We start from the raw sequence: 18,475 nt of genomic DNA, 5'->3' as shown, positions 1-18,475 counted from the left end.
TGCATCGGCAGCGGGCAGCACAGCAGTTGGTCGACAACACCGCAGCCGCCTAGACTGCCGCCATGTCTCTGGAACTCCGCCACCTGCGCTACTTCCTGGCCGTCGCCGACACCCTGCACTTCGGCCGCGCCGCCGAGCGCTTGGGCATGTCGCAGCCGCCACTCAGTCAGCAGATCCGGCAGCTGGAAAGCCTGCTCGACGCGCAGCTGTTCGTACGCAGCCATCGCCGCGTGCAGCTCACCCCCGCCGGCGAAGTCCTGCTGGAACAGGCCCGCGACATCCTGCAGCGCATGGACAAGGCCGTCGACACGGTGCAACGCGCACAACGCGGCGAGAGCGGCGAACTGCGCATTGGCCTGACCCGCGCCACCCCGCTGTCACCGCAGATTCCGCGCGCGATCTACGCCTACCGCCAGCAGCACCCGCAGGTGCAGATGCAGCTGCGCGAAATGAACAGCCTGCGCCAGATCGACGCGCTGCTGGCCGATGAGCTGGACGTTGGCATCATCCGCAAACGGGTACTGCCGGATGAACTGGTTGCACAGCATCTGTTCGATGACCCGCTGGCCCTGGTGGTGCATGCCAGCCACCCGGCACTGCGCGGCAAGGACCCGGCAACGGCGCGTCTGTCCTTGAAGCCGTTCGCGCTGGATCCCTTCGTCGGCTTCTCGCGCGACTCAGGCGCTGGCATCCACGACCATGTGATCAGCCTCTGCCGCAACGCCGGCTTCAGCCCGCGCATCGTGCAGGAGGCCGGCGAGTCCTCGACCCTGATCAGTCTGGTCGCAGCAGGCTTGGGTGTCTGCGTGCTGCCCTCCTCGTGCAGCCATATCCAGGTTGATGGCGCATGTTTTGTCGCCTTGGCCGACCGCGGTGCTGCGTCGGAGATTCAACTTGCCTGGCGCCGCGAGGCGGTGACGCCGTTGTTGCGGCAGTTCATTGCCTTGTTGAAGCGGGAAGTGGCCGGTTGAGGGCCAAGGCAATAGCAAGAGCAACAACAGCCAGGTACGAAAGCACCCCTCCCCAACCCTCCCCTTGCCTCCGGCAAAGGGAGGGGGCTGAGCTTGGCCCCCTCCCTTGCGCGTAGCGCAGGGGAGGGTTGGGGAGGGGTGCTTTAGCTTTAGCTTTAGCTTTAGCCTCAGCTCTCAGCGCTCAGCCCTTCGCCTCCAGCAGCTCCGAACGCGCATCTCCTTCCAGCAGATGCCACAAACGCCAAGCCGCAGCCAACCCAGCCAGCGTCAGCAGCAGGCAGAAAACACAAACTCCCGCCCAGCCCCACTGCGTATAGAGCACCCCGCCTGCGGCGCCGAGCACGCTGGAACCCAGGTAATACGAAAACAGATACAAGGCCGAGGCTTCCGCACGCAGCGCGCCGGCACGCACACCCACCCAACTGCTGGCCACCGAATGGCCGCCGAAGAATCCAAACGTGGCCAGCGCGATACCCGCCGCCATCGCCGGCAACCACGGCATCGCCAGCAACACGATGCCCGCCAGCACCAAGCCGAATGACAATGCCAACACCGGCCCGCGCCCCACCCGCCCGGCCAACTGCCCCATCCACGCCGAGCTGACACTGCCCACCAGGTAGACGCTGAAGATCAATCCCACCACGGTCTGGCTCAGCCCATACGGCGGCGCCAACAGGTGATAGCCAAGATAGTTGTAGAGCGTCACGAAGACGCCCAACAGCAGGAAGCCGCAGGCAAACAGCCAGGGCAGCGCTGCATCGGCAAACAAGCCGGCAAAGCGCGCGGGCATCCGCATCGGCTCGGCGCGCTTCGCGCGGAAGTGGCGTGATGCCGGTAGCTGCGTCCACAACGCAAGGGTCGCCAACAACGCGATCACACCGACCGCGGCAATGCCGGCACGCCAGCCCCATTGGTCCGCCACCACACCGGCAATCAAACGGCCGCTCATGCCGCCGACCGCGTTACCGCCGATATACAGGCCCATGGCCAGGCCCAGCGAGCGGCTGTCCATTTCCTCGACCAGCCAGGTCATCGCCACCGCCGGTACGCCACTCAAACTCAACCCCAGCAAGGTGCGCAGCACCAGCAGCGTGCTCCAGTCATCGACCAGGGCGATGGCCAGCGTCAACAATGCCGAACTCAACAGCGAAACCACCATCACCGGCCGCCGCCCTACCCGATCGGAAACCATGCCCGCGAACAGCATGGCCACCGCCAACACGCCAGTGCTTGCCGACAAGGCCAGCGCGCTGTTGCCGGCGCTGATACCGAAGTGGCTGCTGAAGCCCGGCAGCAAGGGCTGCACGCAATACAACACGCCGAACGTAGCGAAGCCGGCCATGAACAGCGCCAGCACCGCCCGCCGGAATTCGGGGCTGCCTTGGCGGATGTGGGTTTGTTCGCTTATCGCGTTTGGCGGCGTGACCGGCGCGAGGGATTCATTGCAGGCGGGTGTGTTGTTCGGTTCGCGTTGCATTGCATCTTGGCCTGCGTTGGCGGGCCGCTTGAGTGGGATGCGGGATAGCTTGAACCTGCGGATCGAGTCGATCCATAACCTGCTGTGTACTGATTGATACTTTTTACGTATTGATTCAGCGGGTAAGGAGGTCGCTGCTGGAAGAACTTGCATGGAACTGCACAGCCGCCGCAGTCAAGCAGCTGGGCGAGAAGCATCCCTTCTCCCGCCTGCGGGAGAAGGTGCCCGAAGGGCGGATGAGGGGAGCTTTTGGCTCTGGCATTTGCTTCTGCACTTTTTGGCTTCTGGCTTCATCAGCCAAGAGCTTCCCCTCACCCCAACCCCTCTCCCGCAAGCGGGAGAGGGGCTTTAGCAAAAGCTTGAGCAAAAACCCGAGCAAGAGCTTGAGCAAAAGCAAAAGCCCCAGCCCGATCAAAAGCCTCAGCAGGCGCTTTGCGCCTCAGCAATCACAGCCTTTCCAGCCCGGCTGCTTGCTGGTCTGGCCAATGCCGGGATTGAAGGTATTGCTTGGGTCCAGCTGCTGGTAGAACTGCGCCAGCGCCGGCTTGGCCGGATACAGGTGGCCGACATTGTGCTCGGCCGGGTACTCGGCGCCACGCGCATCCAGCAGCTTCCACATGGCATGCTCGATCGCCATCGGGTCTTCACCCTTGCGGGCGATGTAGTCCTGGTGGAAAACATGGCACAGGAAGTGGCCGTAATAGAGTTTGTGCAACAGCCGTGCATCCAGTTCGGCTGGCAGCTGCTCGAACCAATCACGGTCATCGCGCCGCAGCGCGATATCCAGGGCAACGATGTCCTGCACCTGTGCACGGTCCACTTCGCGGTAACGCACCGCCGCACCTGCCACCGCAAAGCGGTGCAGGAAGGCCTTGCGGCCTTCGTCCGGTGTGCAATGGAAATAGCCGCCCTCGTGCTCGGCGAAGAAGCCACGCAACCAGCTTTCGGTTGCCGCGGCATCCTGCGCCGATACCTTCACCAGCAGATGATGCTCATAACGCTGGCGGAACTCACCCATGCGCTTGGGCAGATGCGACGGCAACAAGCCAGTCAACAGCTGCAGTGCATGGTCGGTGACCGCACGCAGGCCCAGCCGCTCGAACCAGCCATCGACCCTGCTCTTGAGCGCAAACGCCGCCGGCACCCGCGCGGTGCCCAGCTTGTCGATCAGCAGGAAGGTGTCCTTGCCGTAGCGCTCGCCAATGTCATAGGCAACGCGGTGAATGTATTCGCCGGAAATCGGCAGCCGCTCGAAGCCGGTCAGCAGCTGGCGGCGGATGGCGGTGAGGCTGTCGGTGCGGTTGCTGCCGATATAGAAAACCTCGGCCGCTTCCTTGGCAAAGGTATCCAGGCGCACTGCGAACACCGCCAGCTTGCCGGCCGAACCGGCCGCTTCATAGTGGCGGCTGGGATCGGCATTGAAGCGCGCCGGCGTTGCCGCATCCACCTGCCGCACCTGTTCGGCGTAGCGCGGATCGGAGCCCGCACGTTGCCCATCAACCTGCACATCGGCAGCCGTGTAGTCGCCTGCCTGCAGGCGCTGCAGGATTTCCTCCGGCGTATCGCCCAGGGCGATGCCGAGATGATTGACCAGCTGCAGCTGGCCGTGCGCATCGACCTGCGCATACAGCGCCATCTCGGTATAGGCCGGGCCGCGCCGCACCAGCGAGCCGCCGGAGTTGTTGCACACGCCTCCCAGCACCGAGGCGCCAATGCAGGAGGAGCCAATCACCGAATGCGGCTCGCGCCCCAACGGCGCCAAGGTCTGCTCCAGCCGATCCAGGGTGGCACCTGGCAGGCACACCACCTGCCGCCCCTCATCAAGCAGCTGCACGCCGCTAAGCCGCAAGGTGCTGATCAATACAATCGGCCGGCCGTAGTCGTCACCATCCGGCGTGGAGCCGCCGGTCAGGCCGGTATTGGCCGCCTGCAGGATGATCGCCGCCCCGCCCTGCACCGCTGCCTGCAGGGCGCGCCACATTTCCAGCAGCGTGCCCGGACGCACCACCGCCAGCACCGCGCCATCACCGAAGCGATAGCCCTTGCGGAAACGTCGCGTCGCCTTGTCGCCGGTCAGTACGTGCGCATCGCCAACCGCGGCGCGCAACTGCGCCAACAGCGTGTCATTCGTACTCATGCCAGATTGACCAGCGAGTCCCGGCTGATATCGGCAATGCGGCGTGCACCGGTCAGCGTCATCGCCACGCGCATTTCCTTGGCGATCAGGTCGAGCAGATTGGCGACGCCGGCCTCGCCCTGGGCGGCAAGCGCATAGACAAAGGCGCGACCCAGCAGCACGCTGTCGGCGCCCAGCGCCAGCATGCGCACCACGTCCAGACCAGTGCGGATGCCGGAGTCGGCCAGAATCTTCAGATCGCCCTGCACCGCGTCGGCAATGGCCGGCAAGGCGCGCGCGGTGGACAGCACGCCATCGAGCTGGCGACCACCGTGATTGGAGACCACGATGCCATCGGCACCAAAGCGCACTGCATCGCGCGCGTCATCCGGATCGAGGATGCCCTTGATCACCATCGGGCCCTTCCAGAATTCGCGGATCCACTCAAGGTCCTTCCACGAAATCGACGGATCGAAGTTGCTGCCCAGCCAACCGATGTAGTCCTCCAATCCGGTCGGGCTGCCGCGATAGGCGGAGATGTTGCCCAGGTCATGCGGGCGCCCACGCAAGCCCACATCCCAGGCCCAACGCGGATGGGTAATGGCCTGGCCGATGCGGCGCATGCCGGCATTCGGACCGCTCATGCCCGAATGCGCATCGCGATAGCGCGCGCCCGGCACCGGCATGTCCACGGTGAACACCAGCGTGGTCACGCCTGCTGCCTGCGCGCGCTCCAACGCGTTGCGCATGAAGCCACGGTCGCGTAGCACATACAGCTGGAACCACATTGGCCGCTTGATGGCCGGCGCCACTTCCTCGATCGGGCACACCGACACCGTCGACAGCGTGAACGGAATGCCGCGACTCTCCGCCGCACGCGCGGCCTGCACTTCGCCGCGGCGCGCATACATGCCGGTCAGGCCGACCGGCGCCAGCGCCACCGGCATGGCCAGCTTTTCGCCGAACAGCTCGGTTTCCAGACTGAGATCGGACATGTTGCGCAGGATGCGCTGGCGCAGCGCGATGTCGGACAGATCGGAAACATTACGTTTGAGCGTGTGTTCGGCATACGCGCCGCCATCGATGTAGTGGAACAGGAACGGCGGCAGACGACGCTGCGCGGCCGCACGGTAATCGGTGGAGGCGGAGATGATCATGGGTCAACCGTGGGGGGAAGGAAGCCGCGAAGCACGGGCACGCCGGGCTTCGTCTTCATCGAGCGTGCGCAGCGTGGTGTGCACGAACTCAAGATGGGTATGCGCGGCGGCACGCGCACGCACGGGGTCGCCGGCCAGTACCGCATCCATCATTTCGCGGTGCTGGTCGGACAAGGGGGAAAAGGTGGTCGAGGCGGTGTAAAGCTTCTCGCGGCTCTGCGAGATATTGGTCTGCAGCAGCTCGAACAAGCCACGCATCACCTGCAGCAGCACCAGATTGTGCGAGGCCTCGGCGATGGACAGATGGAAGGCGGCATCGGCACGCGCCTCGCCGGCCGGATCATCCTTGCCATGCGCATCCATCATGGTCTGGAAGGCCTGCGCGATGCGCACACGGTCTTCGTCGGTTGCCCGCAACGCGGCGTGCCAGGCGGTAGCGCCTTCCAGCGCGTGGCGGATCTCCAGCACGTCGAAGCGGTACTCCGGATCGCCCTGGAACAGCGGCAGATACGGCGCCAGCGGCTCATCCAGGGCAAGCCGGGCGCGCGCGGCCGGCTCGGCCACATAGGTGCCGCCGCCCACCCGCGCCACCAGCAGGCCCTGGCTGCCGAGCTGGGCAATCGCCTCACGCAGCGCGGTGCGCGAGACCCCAAGCTGTACCGCCAGTGCGCGCTCGGAAGGCAGCCGGTCACCGGGCTGCAGTTGTTGTTCGTCCACCAGCACGCGCAACTGCGCGGCCACCTTGTCGGAAATACGTTGCGTACTCATGCCGACATTGTGGCCCGAAGCTGCGCGGCGTTGGCGGATGCGCGCGGCCATGGCTCAGGGAATCATCCAGGTGAGCCAATAGGCCTGCGCGGTGGTGATCAGGCCGACCATCACGGTGAAGATCAGGCTGTGCTTGACGGTGAAGCGGAACAGGTCCGATTCCTTGCCGGCCAGGCCCACGGCCGCGCAGGCAATGGCGATGGACTGCGGCGAGATCATCTTGCCGGTGACACCACCGGTGGTATTGGCGGCGACCAGCAGCACCTCGGACACACCAATCTGCTGCGCGGTGGTTGCCTGCAGCGCCGAGAACAAGGCATTGGACGAGGTATCCGAACCGGTCAGGAACACCCCCAGCCAACCCAGGAACGGCGAGAAGAAGGTGAAGGCCTTGCCGGTATGGGCAAGCGCCAGTGCCAGCGTCGCCGACAACCCGGAGTAGTTGGCGATGAAGGCGAATGCCAGCACCATGCCGATGGAGTAGATCGGCATCTTCAGTTCGTTGACGGTTTCACCGAAGGTACGTACTGCCGCACGCACCGGCATGCGCAGGTAGATGATGGCGATCACCGCCGCCAGCATGATCGCAGTGCCGGTGGCCGAGAACGCATCGAACTTGTACACCGCCTCGTAGGCGGTAGGCGCGTTCACGATCGGCGGCATCTTCTGCACCAGCTGGTCCAGGCCCGGCACCGGCAGCTTCACTACCCAGTGTTCCAGCGGGCCACCGGCGGCAAACAAGGCCTTGAACGGCTTGATGCTCCACAGCGTCACCATCGCGGTGAGGATCAGGAACGGCGACCACGCCTTGGTGATCTGCGCGGCGCTGTAGCGCGGTGCTTCCTGCGCCTGTGCGGCGGCCTCGCTGCTGGCCTCGGTTTCAAAGCGGAAGATGCGCTTGGGCTGCCAACGGCGCAGGAACAGCGTCAGGCACACCAGCGACGCCAAGGACGCGGTGATGTCCGGTAGCTCCGGGCCGATGAAGTTGGAGGTCAGGTATTGCGCGATGGCGAACGAGCCACCGGCAATCAGCACCGCCGGCCAGGTTTCCTTGATGCCGCGCCAGCCATCCATGATGGCCATGATCCAGAACAGCACGATGATGGTCAGAAACGGCAACTGTCGTCCTGCCATCTGCCCGATCTCGAAGGCATCCAGGCCGGTGACCTGGCCGGCGACGATGATCGGAATGCCCATCGCGCCAAACGCCACCGGCGCGGTGTTGACGATCAGGCACAGGCCGGCCGCATACAACGGCTTGAAACCCAGCCCGACCAGCAGCGCAGCAGTGATCGCCACCGGCGCACCGAAACCGGCCGCGCCTTCCAGGAAGGCACCAAAGGCAAAGCCGACCATCAGCATCTGCAGCCGCTGGTCTTCGGTCACCGACAGGATCGAGGCGCGGATGATGGCGAACTGACCGGTCTTGACCGCGATCTTGTACAGGAACACCGCGCCGATGATGATCCAGGCAATCGGCCACAGCCCGTACAGGAAGCCGAACCCGGCCGCGCCCAAGGCCTGCGCCACCGGCATCCGGTAGAACAGCAGCGCAACCGCCAAGGCGATGGCGACGGTAAGGGTGCCGGCCAACCAGCCCTTCATGCGCAGCACGGTAAGGGCGACGAAGAAGAAAGCGATCGGCAACAGCGCGATCAGGCTGGACAGCCAGAGGTTGCCAGCGGGGTCGTACAGTTGTTCCCAGGGCTGCATGCAGGATCTCGTCAAAGGCGGAAGGCGGCCCACCCGCAGGTGGAAATGGCGATCGCATCATTGGTATTACCAATATTCATGCAGACCGCCCAGCGAGACACGATTCAATCGCCTTTCCCACGAAGATCCTATTAGACCATAGGGTTATTAAAGGAAATTGGTCATACCAATAAGCCGGGCGTATGTGGGAGCGGCGTCAGCCGCGAAGCCGGCCTCAATACAGCCCTCCCCCTGTTTGCCAATGCATCAATGCAGTTCGCTGGCACTACCAGCTTCGCGGCTGACGCCGCTCCCACAAGCACAGGCCGAAAGGCAAAAAAAAACCGGCACGTTTCCGCGCCGGCTCTTTGCATCGATGTGTTGGTTTACAGCCGCAGCCACTCCGGCCCGTCACCGCGCCGCCAGTACACCGCCACCGCCTTACCGTAGACCGTATCGGCATCCACCAAGCCGAAGAAACGGCCGTCGAAACTGTCACCACGGTGGTCGCCTACCACCAGCAACTTGCCGGCGGGAATGCGGATGCCATTGATATCCGGGCCGCCGCCATCGTCCAGGTCCAACTGCACCTGCTTGTTGCCGAACAACTCGTGCGCAACCTCCTGCCGCAGCGGCTTGCCGTTGATGGACAGGTAGCCATCGTGCAGCTGCACGTGGTCGCCGCCCACCGCAACCACACGCTTGATCAGCCGCGTGCCGTCGGCGGGCGAATCAAACACCGCCACATCGCCGCGCTGCGGCGCCTGCCCGGCCAGCAGCTGCACATCGGTGAATGGAATACGCAGGCCGTAGGCGCGCATATCCACCACCACCCGGTCACCGGGCTGCAAGGTGGGCTGCATCGAGCCGCTGGGCACCTGGTAGTGATTGGCCAGGCTGTCACGGGCCGCAAACAGCAGCAACAACATCACCAGCAACGGCAGCGCTTCGCGCCGCAGCCAATCGACTACGGGATGGGCTGATGCGGCAGAAGCGGTCTCATTCATATCCGGTCACCAAGCGGGAGATAGGCAGATTGACCGATGGCGAGCGGCTAAGTTCCCGCGCCGCCGGGCCATCCCCCGCGCACACGGATTGCTACGCAGACTTTACGCCCGGCAGCGCCTGCGCCATGGCAGGTTTATGCCGGCCCGGCGCATCGTGTCCTCACCGCGCCGCAGGGTGCTTGATCGTGGTGTTGCATGAGCCTTCTGTTGATCCGACACAGCCGGGAAACCGTGTTGCCGGATACCTTCCAACTGCCGGCGGAGATCGCCGGCCATCGCCTTGACTGCTGTCACTGCAGTTCATTGCAAGCACTGGCCGCGTGCCTGCGCGAAGCCGGCTCCCGCCGCCCACAGTGGGTGCTGATTGAAAATGCCAGCACTGACGAGGCGCAATGGGCCACGCACGGCGCGACAGTGTGCAACGCACTGGACCTGCTGCCGGTGCCGTACATCGAAATCGCACGCCACGATGCCGACACCCTGGAAGCGCACCTGCACCCCAGCCATGCAGCTACCGCACTGGTGGTCTGCAGCAGCGGCGATGACGATGCCCGGCGCTTGTCGCTGGCAATCACCGCGCGCCTGCTCCAGCGCGGCCAGGAGAACTGAGTCATGGCCATCTTCATCGTGCGCGGGCCGGAAGCATGTGACGTGCAGGTGCCCGGATGCAGGCCACTGCCAGGGCCGCTGATGACAGCGCTGGTGCTGCGGGCACTGGACGCCGGCATCAGCGTCGCACAGCGCAGCTGCCGTTCCGAACAGGAACTGCTGGACACCTTGTGCGCGGCCGATCATTGCCCGGGCGACATCCTCCTGCTGGCACCGGCCGCATGCGTGCACAGCCCGCGCCTGCAACGCCTGCTACCTCGCCTGCACAACGCCTATGTCGAAGTACACGAAGACGATCCGCACGCACCGCAAGCCAGGCTGCCGGCCAATCTCGGCCATCGTCTTGGCGTTGCCCAGGGCTACTGCGTACAGAGTTATGCATTGGCACTGGAGCTGGCGTTGGAGCACCTGTGCTGCAGCGATGCAGGCGAACGCGTGCACGTGGGCACCTGAGATGGACGCGCATCGCTACATCGCCGGCTACGAAATCTATGTGGATGGCCATCCTTTCTGGTGGTGGCACCTGGCCGTGCAACTGGAAGATGCCGATCCGCTGCTGCTGCAACCGCAGGCTTTGCTGGATCATCTGTGTGCGATGGCTGCTCAACGACATGATGTTGTTGCCGCGCAGGTGCGCTTGAAGATGATCAGCCGGTTGTAGTCTCTGGCCCGACGCATTGGCGGATTCATGCTTCATGCTGCTGCAGCGCTGCTGACGGTTCGCGTGGGCTGCTTGCCGAGCACGGCTCGGCACTACAGGTGAGGCCTGGACTGCGGCGATTGAAAACATGTTTCGATATGATCGGTACCTGCACAGGTACATCGCAGCGTGATGGCACCTGCTTCCACCCAGGACGATATCCGACATGAAACGTCACGCCATGCTGCTGTGCCTGCTGTTTGCTGCCACGCCCGTTGTCGCAGCCGATGCACCTGACGAAGCTGCCACCGTGGCCATCGTCACTGCCGGTCACTGGCAGTCTGAAGAGCAGCAAGGCGTTTACCGGGTGCGGCTGGAGAACGTGGGCTTCGAGCATGTTTCCTGCAGGGTCTGGATTGAATGGCTGACCGCCAGCGCGGCGGGCCAGCCACTGCGCACAGTCGCCCGGGTGCCACTGGTCGAAGCATCGGACAGCTTCTGGTCCTGCCCCGATCGCGGCCAAACCGTGGTGTTGAGTGAGGCCGCGCTGCAGCTCAACCTGGTTCATGCCTATTCGCTGGCGCCGCGCAGGTTCAACGTGGCTCTGGGTGCGCCCGGGCACTACCAGTTGCAGGCCGAAGCGCAGCCCTGACCGACAAGATCGCCGAACCGTGCTGCGGGTACCTGCACTCGGCCCGCCTGCATTGATGACCCAAGGAGCAGATCGCAGTGACGAATGGAATACGTTGCATCTTCACCCCAGCAGCACGCGCTTCCCGTTTGGCCGGCCGCTGCCTGCTGCCGCTGGCGATCTTGCTGCTGGGCGCATGCGCAACGCACCCCGGCCCGCTGGGCGCAGTGTCCGACATCGTGGTGACTGGCAGCGGCGTCGACAGCGCGCGCGATGCGCCGCTGTGCCAGGAATTCAAACCCGGCCCGCTGCAGCTGCGTGCCTTCCTGCGCAATGCGGTGCTGATCACCCCGCGCCAGGAACATGATTTTTTCCTGCACGGGCCCTGTTATGCGCGTGGAACGCTGACCACGCGCTATGACACCTGGCAGTGGGAGCTACGCAACGGTGGTACCGCGCGGCTTACTTCCGCGGCGGGTGATGATTCGTTCCTGCTGGCGGATCCGCGTGAGGAATCGTCGCTTGGGGAGGAGTGAGAGCTGCACGCCCCTCCCTTTTGCGCAGCAAAGGGGAGGTTGGGGAGGGGTAGCTTGGAAAGCCCCTGCCGAGCATGGCTCGGCACTACAAATCTGCTCCCTCCCTTTTGCGCAGCAAAGGGGGTGAAGAAGGCCTGCTTGCGCGCCACTGGCGCGTGGCCTGATGAACGACCGAAGGCTGTGCCTTCGGGCCGGACGGGTTGGGGAGGGGTGGCTTGAAAAGCCTCTGCCGAGCATGGCTCGGCACTACGCTCAGTAGTCTTCTTCGGCGGCGGCTTCGCGGCCTTGCTGACGGATCAGCGCTTCTTCGCGGGCGTCGTTGATGGCGTGGCGCACGCTGTCCAGGTCCACGGCGCGTTCGTCCGGGGTGAACTGGCCGGTCAATACGGTATCGGGCAGCAGGTCGCCGGCTTCGAACAACTCCCACATCTCTTCGCCGTACCAGGTGTCCAGCAGCTCGGGCGCGCTGCGGCCGAGGTTGGCGGTGAGGTTGTTGACGTCACGCAGCAGCATGGTGCGCGCGGCATTGTTGCCACCGGCACTGACCACCTGCGGGAAATCGATCACCACCGGGCCATCCGGCCCGACCAGTACGTTGTACGGCGACAGATCGCCGTGGATCAGGCCGCAGCACAGCATCAGCTTGACCTGCTGCACCAGCACGGCATGGAACTCCCGCGCCTGCTCGGCACTCAGTTCCACCTCGCCCAGGCGCGCGGCGCTGAAGCCGTCGGCGTCGGTCACCAGCTCCATCACCAGCACGCCATGGAAATAGCCGAAGGGCTCGGGGACGCGCACGCCGGCGTCGCGCAGCTGGTACAGCGCGTCCACCTCGGTGTTCTTCCAGGCCGCTTCCTGCTGTTTGCGGCCGTAGTTGCTGGCCTTGCCAATGGCGCGGGCCTCACGGCTGCCGCGCACCTTGCGGCCTTCCTGGTACTGCACGCGCTGCTGGAAGCTGCGCTGTGCCATGTCCTTGTAGACCTTGGCACAGCGGACTTCACCGCCGCTGCGGACGACGTAAACCGCCGCTTCCTTGCCGCTTTTCAGCGGACGCAGAACCTCGTCGATGACGCCGTCGTCTATCAGTACCTGCAGTTGTTGGGGTGTTTTCACAATGTCTCGGTGGATGCGGGTGGCGGTCCGATCTGCATCGAACGTGGGCCGTCCGGGTGGGATCAGGCGGGCATATTGTTGCCGATGGTACGTAAACGAGCCAGCCATGGAAGCAAAACAGGGTTCAGGCTGGACAGTTGCGGTGACCTATATGCGAACGGCCAGGCGTTGGGCCTGGCCGTTGGGTTGGGGTTATTGCCGGGGGTCCGGCAGGCTTCGCCTGCCCCCCCCCTCTCCCCAACCCCTCTCCCGCGAGGGGAGAGGGGCTAAAGCGGCTCGGCTGCGGCTTTGAGTGGTGCCTCAACCTGCAGGATCCAAACCCCTCTCCCCTTGCGGGAGAGCGTGCCCCCGCGAACGCGGGGGTGGGAGAGGGGGTGCTTTGCCAGCCTCAGCGGCTGAGCACACCCGGGTTCATCAGCCCCTTGGGGTCAAGCTGAGCCTTGATCGCATCAAGCAGGGCCAGGCCGGCTGGGTCGCGGCCGGCGCGGTAGTCGTAGAACTTGCCCAGCTGCAGGTTGGCCGCACCGTGCGCGCGCATGGTGTCGGCGATCTGTCGCTTGAGGACATCGGCCGCGGCGCGCGCTTCCAGGTGTTCACCCTGGCAGCCGATGCGCTCGCGATGGTCGGCATCGACGGTGCGCTGGTGGAAGGCATTGTGGCTGTCCGGCCAGTAGATGCACGGCTCGATCACCACTGTCTGTGCACCCACGCTGGACAGCAGCGTGCCAATGAAGATGCCGTGCCTGTCCATTGTTTCCTGCTCGCGCGCGAACAGTTCCTGCAGCGCCTTGAACATGCTGGTAGCCCTGGAGTGCGGCACCAGCGCGTGCACCGGCGCCCAGCGCTCGCCCTGCGGGCCCAGCATCGAGTTCCATGCGGCGAAGGGATTGGCCGCCATCATCTTGGGGATGGACGGCTCCACGCTTTCACCGAACTCGCCCACCAGCTTGCGCGCGCGGGCGACGCGGTCGGCCACTTCGGTGGCGCTGTCACCTTCCAGGGTGATGTGCAGCGAGAACTGCTCCTGATCGACGATGTCGCGGCCCTTCACCGCCAGCTTCAGGCCGGAGATCAGGCCGCCCTTCTTGATCACATTGGTCAGCGCCTTGACGTCGCTGGAAAGGCCGGCGCGGCGCATGCGCACACGCGTCAGCGCCGGGTCGAAGGCCGCTGTTTCACTGGCCAGGCCATTGCGCGCCAACACGCCCAGCGCGGCAAACAGGCCTTCAGCGGTGGGGAACTGCCAGGACAGGTAGTCGATATGCGCGTGCCTGGGAATCAGCTTGAGCACGATGCGGGTCTTGATGCCGAGCAGGCCGCAATCGCCAAGGAACAAGCCGGTCAGGTCCGGGCCGTACCAACGGAAAAAAGGCGAGGTATTGGCCGCAGCCGCCGAGCCGGTGGTGAGAATGTCGCCATTGGCGGTGACCACCTGCAGGCCGAGCACCACGTCGGCCGAGCAGCCATAGCGGGCACTGCCATGGAAGATCGCGCCCTGCGACATGCCGCCGCCGACGGTAGCGTGCGAACCGGACATCGGCCCGAAGTACGGCGTGCGCACGCCCTTGGCATCCAGTGCTTCTTTCAGGGCGCGCCAGGTAACGCCGGCCTCGACCACGACGTAGGCGTCTTCCAGATTGATCTCGACGATCTTGTCCAGCGCGCCGGTATCAACCAGCACCGCCGGGCTCTGCGCGGCGGTATAGCCGCCGGTATAGCTCATGCCGCCGCCACGGGCGATCATCGCCACGCCGGCTTCGGTCAGCTGCTTGACCGCATCGGCCAACTGCTGCGCATCATTCGGCCGCAGCACCGCCAGCAGCGGCTTGCCCTGCGAATAGACATCGGTGGAGAAGTACTCAAGCTCGCTCGCATCGGTGACGATGCTGCCGCCCCAGTTGGATTGCAGGCGGTCGATGACGGCGTGTGCGGTGTCGTTGCTCATGGGGTCCTTCAGCTCAGGCAGACAGGGCGGCGGCGCGCCCCTGGTAATCGGATTCGGCGTCGGTCAGCACGCGCAGCGGCACTGGCAGGGCGCGCAGACGTGCGCTCAGATCGGGCGTGGTGACATCGCGCAACAAGGGATGCAGACGCGCGCCCAGGCGCAGCAGCTCGACCACGTTGGCGTGCACCAAGGCCGGTGCAGGTGCATTGACGCGACGGCGTGCAGCAGCGCTCGGCGGCAGCCATGGCCACAGCAGGTGACGCTCGCGCTCCCATTGCCATGCATCGCAGAGGTAGCCGCCAGCGCGGTCAATGACCGTGGTCGGCAGGCTCTGCAGCAGCAGTGCCTGTTCCTCGGCGGTGAGCAGCCAGGGCGAATGCAGCACCACCTCGGCAACGCGCGTGCCCAGCGCATCCACCAATGCGGGCACGTAGCCAGCGGCCGCGCCATGCGCTTCGATCACCAGCGGCAAGGCCTTGTCTGTGGGAATGACATCACACAGTGCGGCGACCAGCGTCGCGGCGTCCAGCGGGCTGTCGCTTTCGCAGGAGGCGCCATGGCCGGGCAGGTCCGGCAGCAACCACGCGCTGTCACCGGCATCGATCTGCTGTGGCGACAACGGTCGCGTGCCCGGCGCGTGCAGGCACAGGCGCAATGCCCCCTGCCCTGCGCGCTCCCACACCGCCATGTCGCCGGCAGCGGTGGCGATGATGCGGCGCTGCCAGTTGTTCGATGCGGCGGGAGAGGTGGGAGCTTCGACAAAGGCCGGCTCGTTCGCCAGACTCTGCGCCAACCAGCCGTCCATGCTGTCGTGCATGGCGGGAATACCGTTGGGCTCTTCAAGCACCGTCACGTTGGCCGGCAGGTCGCGCAGGCGCGGCATATGCGCCAACAGCGGATCGCCATGGCGGTACACCAGCCAGGACGGCATCTGCAGCTGCTGCACCCAGAAGTGATCGTTGTGGCGGAACGCGGCGGCATAGCCGGCGCGGTAGGTATCGCCCACGTCGAGTACGTCCATCACCGTCTCGCGGCTGCTGTCGGTGGTCTGCGGTGCAATCGCCATCGCCGCTTCGGCGCGGCCGTCGTACCAGGGGAAGTAATACTTCTGCTCGCGCATGCGCGACCACAGCCAACGCAGGTGCGAGCCGTCCCACTGCGGCACGAACGGCGGCAGATAGGCATCGCCGTACAGCGCGCTTTCTTCCGGGGTGAAGGCGGCATAGCCATCGACCACCAGCGCGGCAACCCGCGCCGGCTCGGCCCAGGCCAACCAGGTCGCGATCAGGCCGCCGGTATGCATGCCGAATACGGCGAAGCGCGGCAGGCCGAGTGCATCGATGAACTGCAGCGTGGCGGCACCGAAATCGGCAATCGACATCGGGTTGCCGGGCAAGGCATCGGAATAACCGAAGCCCGGCGTGTCCGGCGCAATCAGGGTGTAGCGGTCGGCATAGCGCTGCATCATCGCCGCCCACATCCGCGAGTTCTGCGGTGACTGGTGGATCAGCACCAGCGCCGGGCCACTGCCGGCAATGCGGTAATGCACCTGCCGCCCGTTGACGGACAGGAAGCGCCGTTGGATCTGGGTCATGCGTATTCCTTAGAGCCGTACCAGCGCCTTGCCCAGGTTGTCGCCATTGAGCAGGCCAATGAAACCAGCCGGCGCAGTGGCCAGCCCGTCGTGGATGTGTTCGCGGTAGCGCAGCGTGCCGGCGGCGATCATCTGCGCCAGTTCGCTGCGGCATTGCGCGAAGTCGCCCAGATGGTCGTAAACCACCAGGCCTTCAAGCCGTGCGCGCGCACCAATCACCGGGCCCAGGTTGGGGCCGGCCGGGCGTTCGGCGCGGTTGTATTGATCGCTGAGCCCGCACAGCACTACCCGTGCATGCAGGCGCAGCAGTGACAGCGCCGCTTCCAGCACGGCGCCGCCGACGTTGTCGAAATAACCATCAATGCCGCCCGGGCAGGCCGCGCGCAACGATGCTGCGAAATCCGCATCGCGGTAACTGACGCAGGCATCGAAGCCGAATTCGTCTGTGACGATGGCGCACTTCTGCGCGCTGCCGGCAATGCCGACCACGCGACAACCGGCGGCCTTGCACAGCTGGCCCACCACGCTGCCAACGGCACCGGCGGCGGTGGACACCAGGATGGTCTGGCCGGCCTTGGGCTGCAGAATCCGGCGCACACCGGCCCAGGCGGTGAGACCCGGAACACCGAGCACACCGACGGCGGTGCTGACTGGCGCCAGCGCCGCATCAACCAGTGAGGTGGCGTTTGCATCCATTGCCGCGAACTCGGCCCAGCCGGTCATGCCGGTAACCACGTCACCTGGCTGGAAGCGGCCACTGCGGTCTTCGACCACCGTGCCGATGCCGTAGCCCGGCACGATGCTGCCCAACGGCGGGCATGGCACCGCGTAACGGCCGCCGAGCTGTGCACGCAGGAAGGGGTCCAGCGACAACCATTGCACCTGCACCCGCAGCTGGCCGTCACCGATGAGCGGTAGCGGCAGCTGGCGCAGTTCAAAGTCCTGCACCTGCGGCATGCCGTGGGGAACCTGCCGCAGGCAGACGGCCTGCATTGTCGTGTGCAAGCCGTCCATCGATCAGAACGCGTTGATGCCGGTCAGCTCGCGACCGATCACCAGCTGGTGCACGGTCTCGGTGCCTTCATACGTGATCACCGACTCCAGGTTCAGCGCATGGCGGATCGCACCGTGTTCGGTGGTGATGCCGGCACCGCCGAGCAGGTCGCGGCATTCGCGGGCGATATCGATCGCCAGACGGCAGTTGTTCCACTTGGCCAGCGACACCTGCTGCGGCTGCATCTGGCCGGCGTCCTTCAGACGGCCCAGCTGCAGTACCAGCAACTGGCCGGCGGTGATGCGGCGGGCCATGTCGGCCATCTTGATCTGCGCGCTCTGGGTGGCGGCAACCGGGCGGCCGAACAGGATGCGCTCCTTGGTGTAAGCCAGCACTTCGTCCAGGCAGGCGATGGCCGCGCCCAGCGGGCCCCAGGTGATGCCGTAACGGGCCTGGGTGAGGCAGCCGAGCGGACCCTTCAGGCCCTTCACGTTGGGCAGGCGGTTGGCATCGGGCACGCGCACGTTGTCGAAGAACAGCGCGCCGGTCACCGAGGCGCGCAGGCTCATCTTGTGCTTGATTTCCTGGGCGGTGAAGCCCGGGGTGCCCTTCTCGATGACGAAGCCCTGCACGCCTTCGTCGGTATTAGCCCAGACGATGGCGATATCGGCCACCGAGCCATTGGTGATCCACATCTTGGAACCGTTGATCACCCAGTCACCGCCGTCCTTCACGGCACGGGTCTTCATGCTGGCCGGGTCGGAGCCGCCGTGTGCCTCGGTCAGGCCGAAGCAGCCGATCACCTTGCCGCGCGACATGTCCGGCAGCCAACGCATGCGCTGCTCTTCCGAACCATAGGCGTAGATGGGGTACATGCACAGCGAGCTCTGCACCGAGACGAAGCTGCGAATGCCGGAATCACCGCGCTCCAGTTCCTGGCAGATCAGGCCGTAGCTGACGCTGTTCAAGCCGGCGCCGCCGTACTGTTCCGGCAGCGAGCTGCCAAGCAGGCCCATGTCGGCGATTTCACCAATCAGCTCGGTGGGGAAGCGGCCCTGGTCGAAGCAGTCGCCGATGATCGGCAACACGCGCTCATCGGTGAAACGGGCGACGGAATCCTGTACAGCGCGTTCTTCCTCGCTCAGCAGCGAACGCACGTCGAACAAATCGTAGGGGTTCAGTGTCTTCAGGCTCATTACTGTCTCTGGAAGGCGCATCCGCGCCC

General features: G+C 65.1%; 17 protein-coding genes. 6 read left to right on the top strand and 11 right to left on the bottom strand.

The genetic code is table 11. The annotated features are described in order from the left end of the window. The first annotated feature begins 62 nt into the window (after window positions 1-62). Complete coding sequence (locus BCV67_RS10830; protein ID WP_062170477.1) at window positions 63-971, top strand: LysR family transcriptional regulator; 909 nt, start codon at window positions 63-65, stop codon at window positions 969-971. Between the two features lie 181 nt (window positions 972-1,152). On the opposite strand, the gene BCV67_RS10825 is transcribed toward BCV67_RS10830, so the two are convergent. The 6 genes from BCV67_RS10825 to lepB form a co-directional block, all read right to left on the bottom strand. Then, entirely contained in the window at window positions 1,153-2,448 is a 1,296-nt protein-coding gene (locus BCV67_RS10825) for an MFS transporter (RefSeq protein ID WP_082746646.1), read from the bottom strand. A 439-nt stretch (window positions 2,449-2,887) separates the two neighbouring features. Further along, entirely contained in the window at window positions 2,888-4,585 is a 1,698-nt protein-coding gene (gene dld / locus BCV67_RS10815; protein WP_062170481.1) for a D-lactate dehydrogenase, read from the bottom strand. Further along, window positions 4,582-5,721, bottom strand: a complete 1,140-nt coding sequence (gene lldD / locus BCV67_RS10810; RefSeq protein ID WP_062170483.1) for an FMN-dependent L-lactate dehydrogenase LldD — start codon at window positions 5,719-5,721, stop codon at window positions 4,582-4,584. The genes dld and lldD overlap by 4 nt, the downstream gene beginning before the upstream one ends. A 3-nt stretch (window positions 5,722-5,724) precedes the next feature. Next, window positions 5,725-6,489, bottom strand: a complete 765-nt coding sequence (gene lldR / locus BCV67_RS10805; protein WP_062171901.1) for a transcriptional regulator LldR — start codon at window positions 6,487-6,489, stop codon at window positions 5,725-5,727. Window positions 6,490-6,543: 54 nt separating this feature from the next. Further along, the gene (gene lldP, locus BCV67_RS10800) at window positions 6,544-8,202 is read right to left on the bottom strand and encodes an L-lactate permease (RefSeq protein WP_062170485.1); all 1,659 of its coding nucleotides are present in this window, start codon (window positions 8,200-8,202) and stop codon (window positions 6,544-6,546) included. A 365-nt stretch (window positions 8,203-8,567) separates the two neighbouring features. Next, window positions 8,568-9,188 carry a signal peptidase I gene (lepB, locus tag BCV67_RS10795; protein WP_062170487.1) on the bottom strand — a complete coding sequence of 207 codons (621 nt, stop codon included), beginning with the start codon at window positions 9,186-9,188 and terminating at the stop codon, window positions 8,568-8,570. A gap of 195 nt (window positions 9,189-9,383) precedes the next feature. Here lepB and BCV67_RS10790 point away from each other — a divergent pair, with 195 nt between their 5' ends. The 5 genes from BCV67_RS10790 to BCV67_RS10770 all read left to right on the top strand — a co-directional run bounded on the left by BCV67_RS10790 (window position 9,384) and on the right by BCV67_RS10770 (window position 11,604). Next, entirely contained in the window at window positions 9,384-9,797 is a 414-nt protein-coding gene (locus BCV67_RS10790; protein WP_062170489.1) for a hypothetical protein, read from the top strand. 3 nt (window positions 9,798-9,800) lie between these two features. Further along, on the top strand, window positions 9,801-10,250 hold the full coding sequence (locus BCV67_RS10785) for a 3-dehydroquinate dehydratase (RefSeq protein ID WP_062170491.1): 450 nt from the start codon (window positions 9,801-9,803) through the stop codon (window positions 10,248-10,250). A 1-nt stretch (window position 10,251) separates the two neighbouring features. Further along, on the top strand, window positions 10,252-10,458 hold the full coding sequence (locus BCV67_RS10780) for a hypothetical protein (RefSeq protein ID WP_062170493.1): 207 nt from the start codon (window positions 10,252-10,254) through the stop codon (window positions 10,456-10,458). 205 nt (window positions 10,459-10,663) lie between these two features. Next, complete coding sequence (locus tag BCV67_RS10775) at window positions 10,664-11,089, top strand: hypothetical protein (protein WP_156455895.1); 426 nt, start codon at window positions 10,664-10,666, stop codon at window positions 11,087-11,089. 77 nt (window positions 11,090-11,166) lie between these two features. Further along, window positions 11,167-11,604 carry a hypothetical protein gene (locus tag BCV67_RS10770; protein ID WP_197430036.1) on the top strand — a complete coding sequence of 146 codons (438 nt, stop codon included), beginning with the start codon at window positions 11,167-11,169 and terminating at the stop codon, window positions 11,602-11,604. Window positions 11,605-11,856: 252 nt separating this feature from the next. Here the strand turns inward: BCV67_RS10770 and BCV67_RS10765 are convergent, their stop codons facing one another. The 5 genes from BCV67_RS10765 to BCV67_RS10745 form a co-directional block, all read right to left on the bottom strand. Further along, window positions 11,857-12,717, bottom strand: a complete 861-nt coding sequence (locus BCV67_RS10765) for a PA4780 family RIO1-like protein kinase (RefSeq protein WP_062170499.1) — start codon at window positions 12,715-12,717, stop codon at window positions 11,857-11,859. A gap of 388 nt (window positions 12,718-13,105) precedes the next feature. After that, window positions 13,106-14,662, bottom strand: coding sequence for an FAD-binding oxidoreductase (locus BCV67_RS10760; protein ID WP_062170501.1), 1,557 nt, complete (start codon window positions 14,660-14,662; stop codon window positions 13,106-13,108). 13 nt (window positions 14,663-14,675) lie between these two features. After that, complete coding sequence (locus tag BCV67_RS10755) at window positions 14,676-16,256, bottom strand: alpha/beta hydrolase (RefSeq protein WP_062170503.1); 1,581 nt, start codon at window positions 16,254-16,256, stop codon at window positions 14,676-14,678. A 9-nt stretch (window positions 16,257-16,265) separates the two neighbouring features. Next, window positions 16,266-17,249, bottom strand: a complete 984-nt coding sequence (locus tag BCV67_RS10750) for an NADP-dependent oxidoreductase (protein WP_062170505.1) — start codon at window positions 17,247-17,249, stop codon at window positions 16,266-16,268. Between the two features lie 24 nt (window positions 17,250-17,273). Next, window positions 17,274-18,446, bottom strand: a complete 1,173-nt coding sequence (locus BCV67_RS10745) for an acyl-CoA dehydrogenase family protein (RefSeq protein ID WP_057626965.1) — start codon at window positions 18,444-18,446, stop codon at window positions 17,274-17,276. Window positions 18,447-18,475: the final 29 nt, after the last annotated feature.

It is taken from the genome of Stenotrophomonas nitritireducens (assembly GCF_001700965.1).
In the GTDB taxonomy this organism is placed as follows: domain Bacteria; phylum Pseudomonadota; class Gammaproteobacteria; order Xanthomonadales; family Xanthomonadaceae; genus Stenotrophomonas; species Stenotrophomonas nitritireducens_A.
Note: the sequence above shows the minus strand (reverse complement) of the source record. Positions and strands in the feature narration are given on the sequence as shown.

What these genes read in the sequence shown, in the direction of transcription:
- BCV67_RS10825 (WP_082746646.1), bottom strand. Translation starts at nt 2,448, where the DNA reads ATGCAACGCGAACCGAACAACACACCCGCCTGCAATGAATCCCTCGCG.
- BCV67_RS10790 (WP_062170489.1), top strand. Translation starts at nt 9,384, where the DNA reads ATGAGCCTTCTGTTGATCCGACACAGCCGGGAAACCGTGTTGCCGGAT.
- BCV67_RS10780 (WP_062170493.1), top strand. Translation starts at nt 10,252, where the DNA reads ATGGACGCGCATCGCTACATCGCCGGCTACGAAATCTATGTGGATGGC.
- lldD (WP_062170483.1), bottom strand. Translation starts at nt 5,721, where the DNA reads ATGATCATCTCCGCCTCCACCGATTACCGTGCGGCCGCGCAGCGTCGT.
- BCV67_RS10745 (WP_057626965.1), bottom strand. Translation starts at nt 18,446, where the DNA reads ATGAGCCTGAAGACACTGAACCCCTACGATTTGTTCGACGTGCGTTCG.
- BCV67_RS10755 (WP_062170503.1), bottom strand. Translation starts at nt 16,256, where the DNA reads ATGACCCAGATCCAACGGCGCTTCCTGTCCGTCAACGGGCGGCAGGTG.
- BCV67_RS10830 (WP_062170477.1), top strand. Translation starts at nt 63, where the DNA reads ATGTCTCTGGAACTCCGCCACCTGCGCTACTTCCTGGCCGTCGCCGAC.
- lldP (WP_062170485.1), bottom strand. Translation starts at nt 8,202, where the DNA reads ATGCAGCCCTGGGAACAACTGTACGACCCCGCTGGCAACCTCTGGCTG.
- lldR (WP_062171901.1), bottom strand. Translation starts at nt 6,489, where the DNA reads ATGAGTACGCAACGTATTTCCGACAAGGTGGCCGCGCAGTTGCGCGTG.
- BCV67_RS10750 (WP_062170505.1), bottom strand. Translation starts at nt 17,249, where the DNA reads ATGCAGGCCGTCTGCCTGCGGCAGGTTCCCCACGGCATGCCGCAGGTG.
- dld (WP_062170481.1), bottom strand. Translation starts at nt 4,585, where the DNA reads ATGAGTACGAATGACACGCTGTTGGCGCAGTTGCGCGCCGCGGTTGGC.
- BCV67_RS10775 (WP_156455895.1), top strand. Translation starts at nt 10,664, where the DNA reads ATGAAACGTCACGCCATGCTGCTGTGCCTGCTGTTTGCTGCCACGCCC.
- BCV67_RS10760 (WP_062170501.1), bottom strand. Translation starts at nt 14,662, where the DNA reads ATGAGCAACGACACCGCACACGCCGTCATCGACCGCCTGCAATCCAAC.
- lepB (WP_062170487.1), bottom strand. Translation starts at nt 9,188, where the DNA reads ATGAATGAGACCGCTTCTGCCGCATCAGCCCATCCCGTAGTCGATTGG.
- BCV67_RS10785 (WP_062170491.1), top strand. Translation starts at nt 9,801, where the DNA reads ATGGCCATCTTCATCGTGCGCGGGCCGGAAGCATGTGACGTGCAGGTG.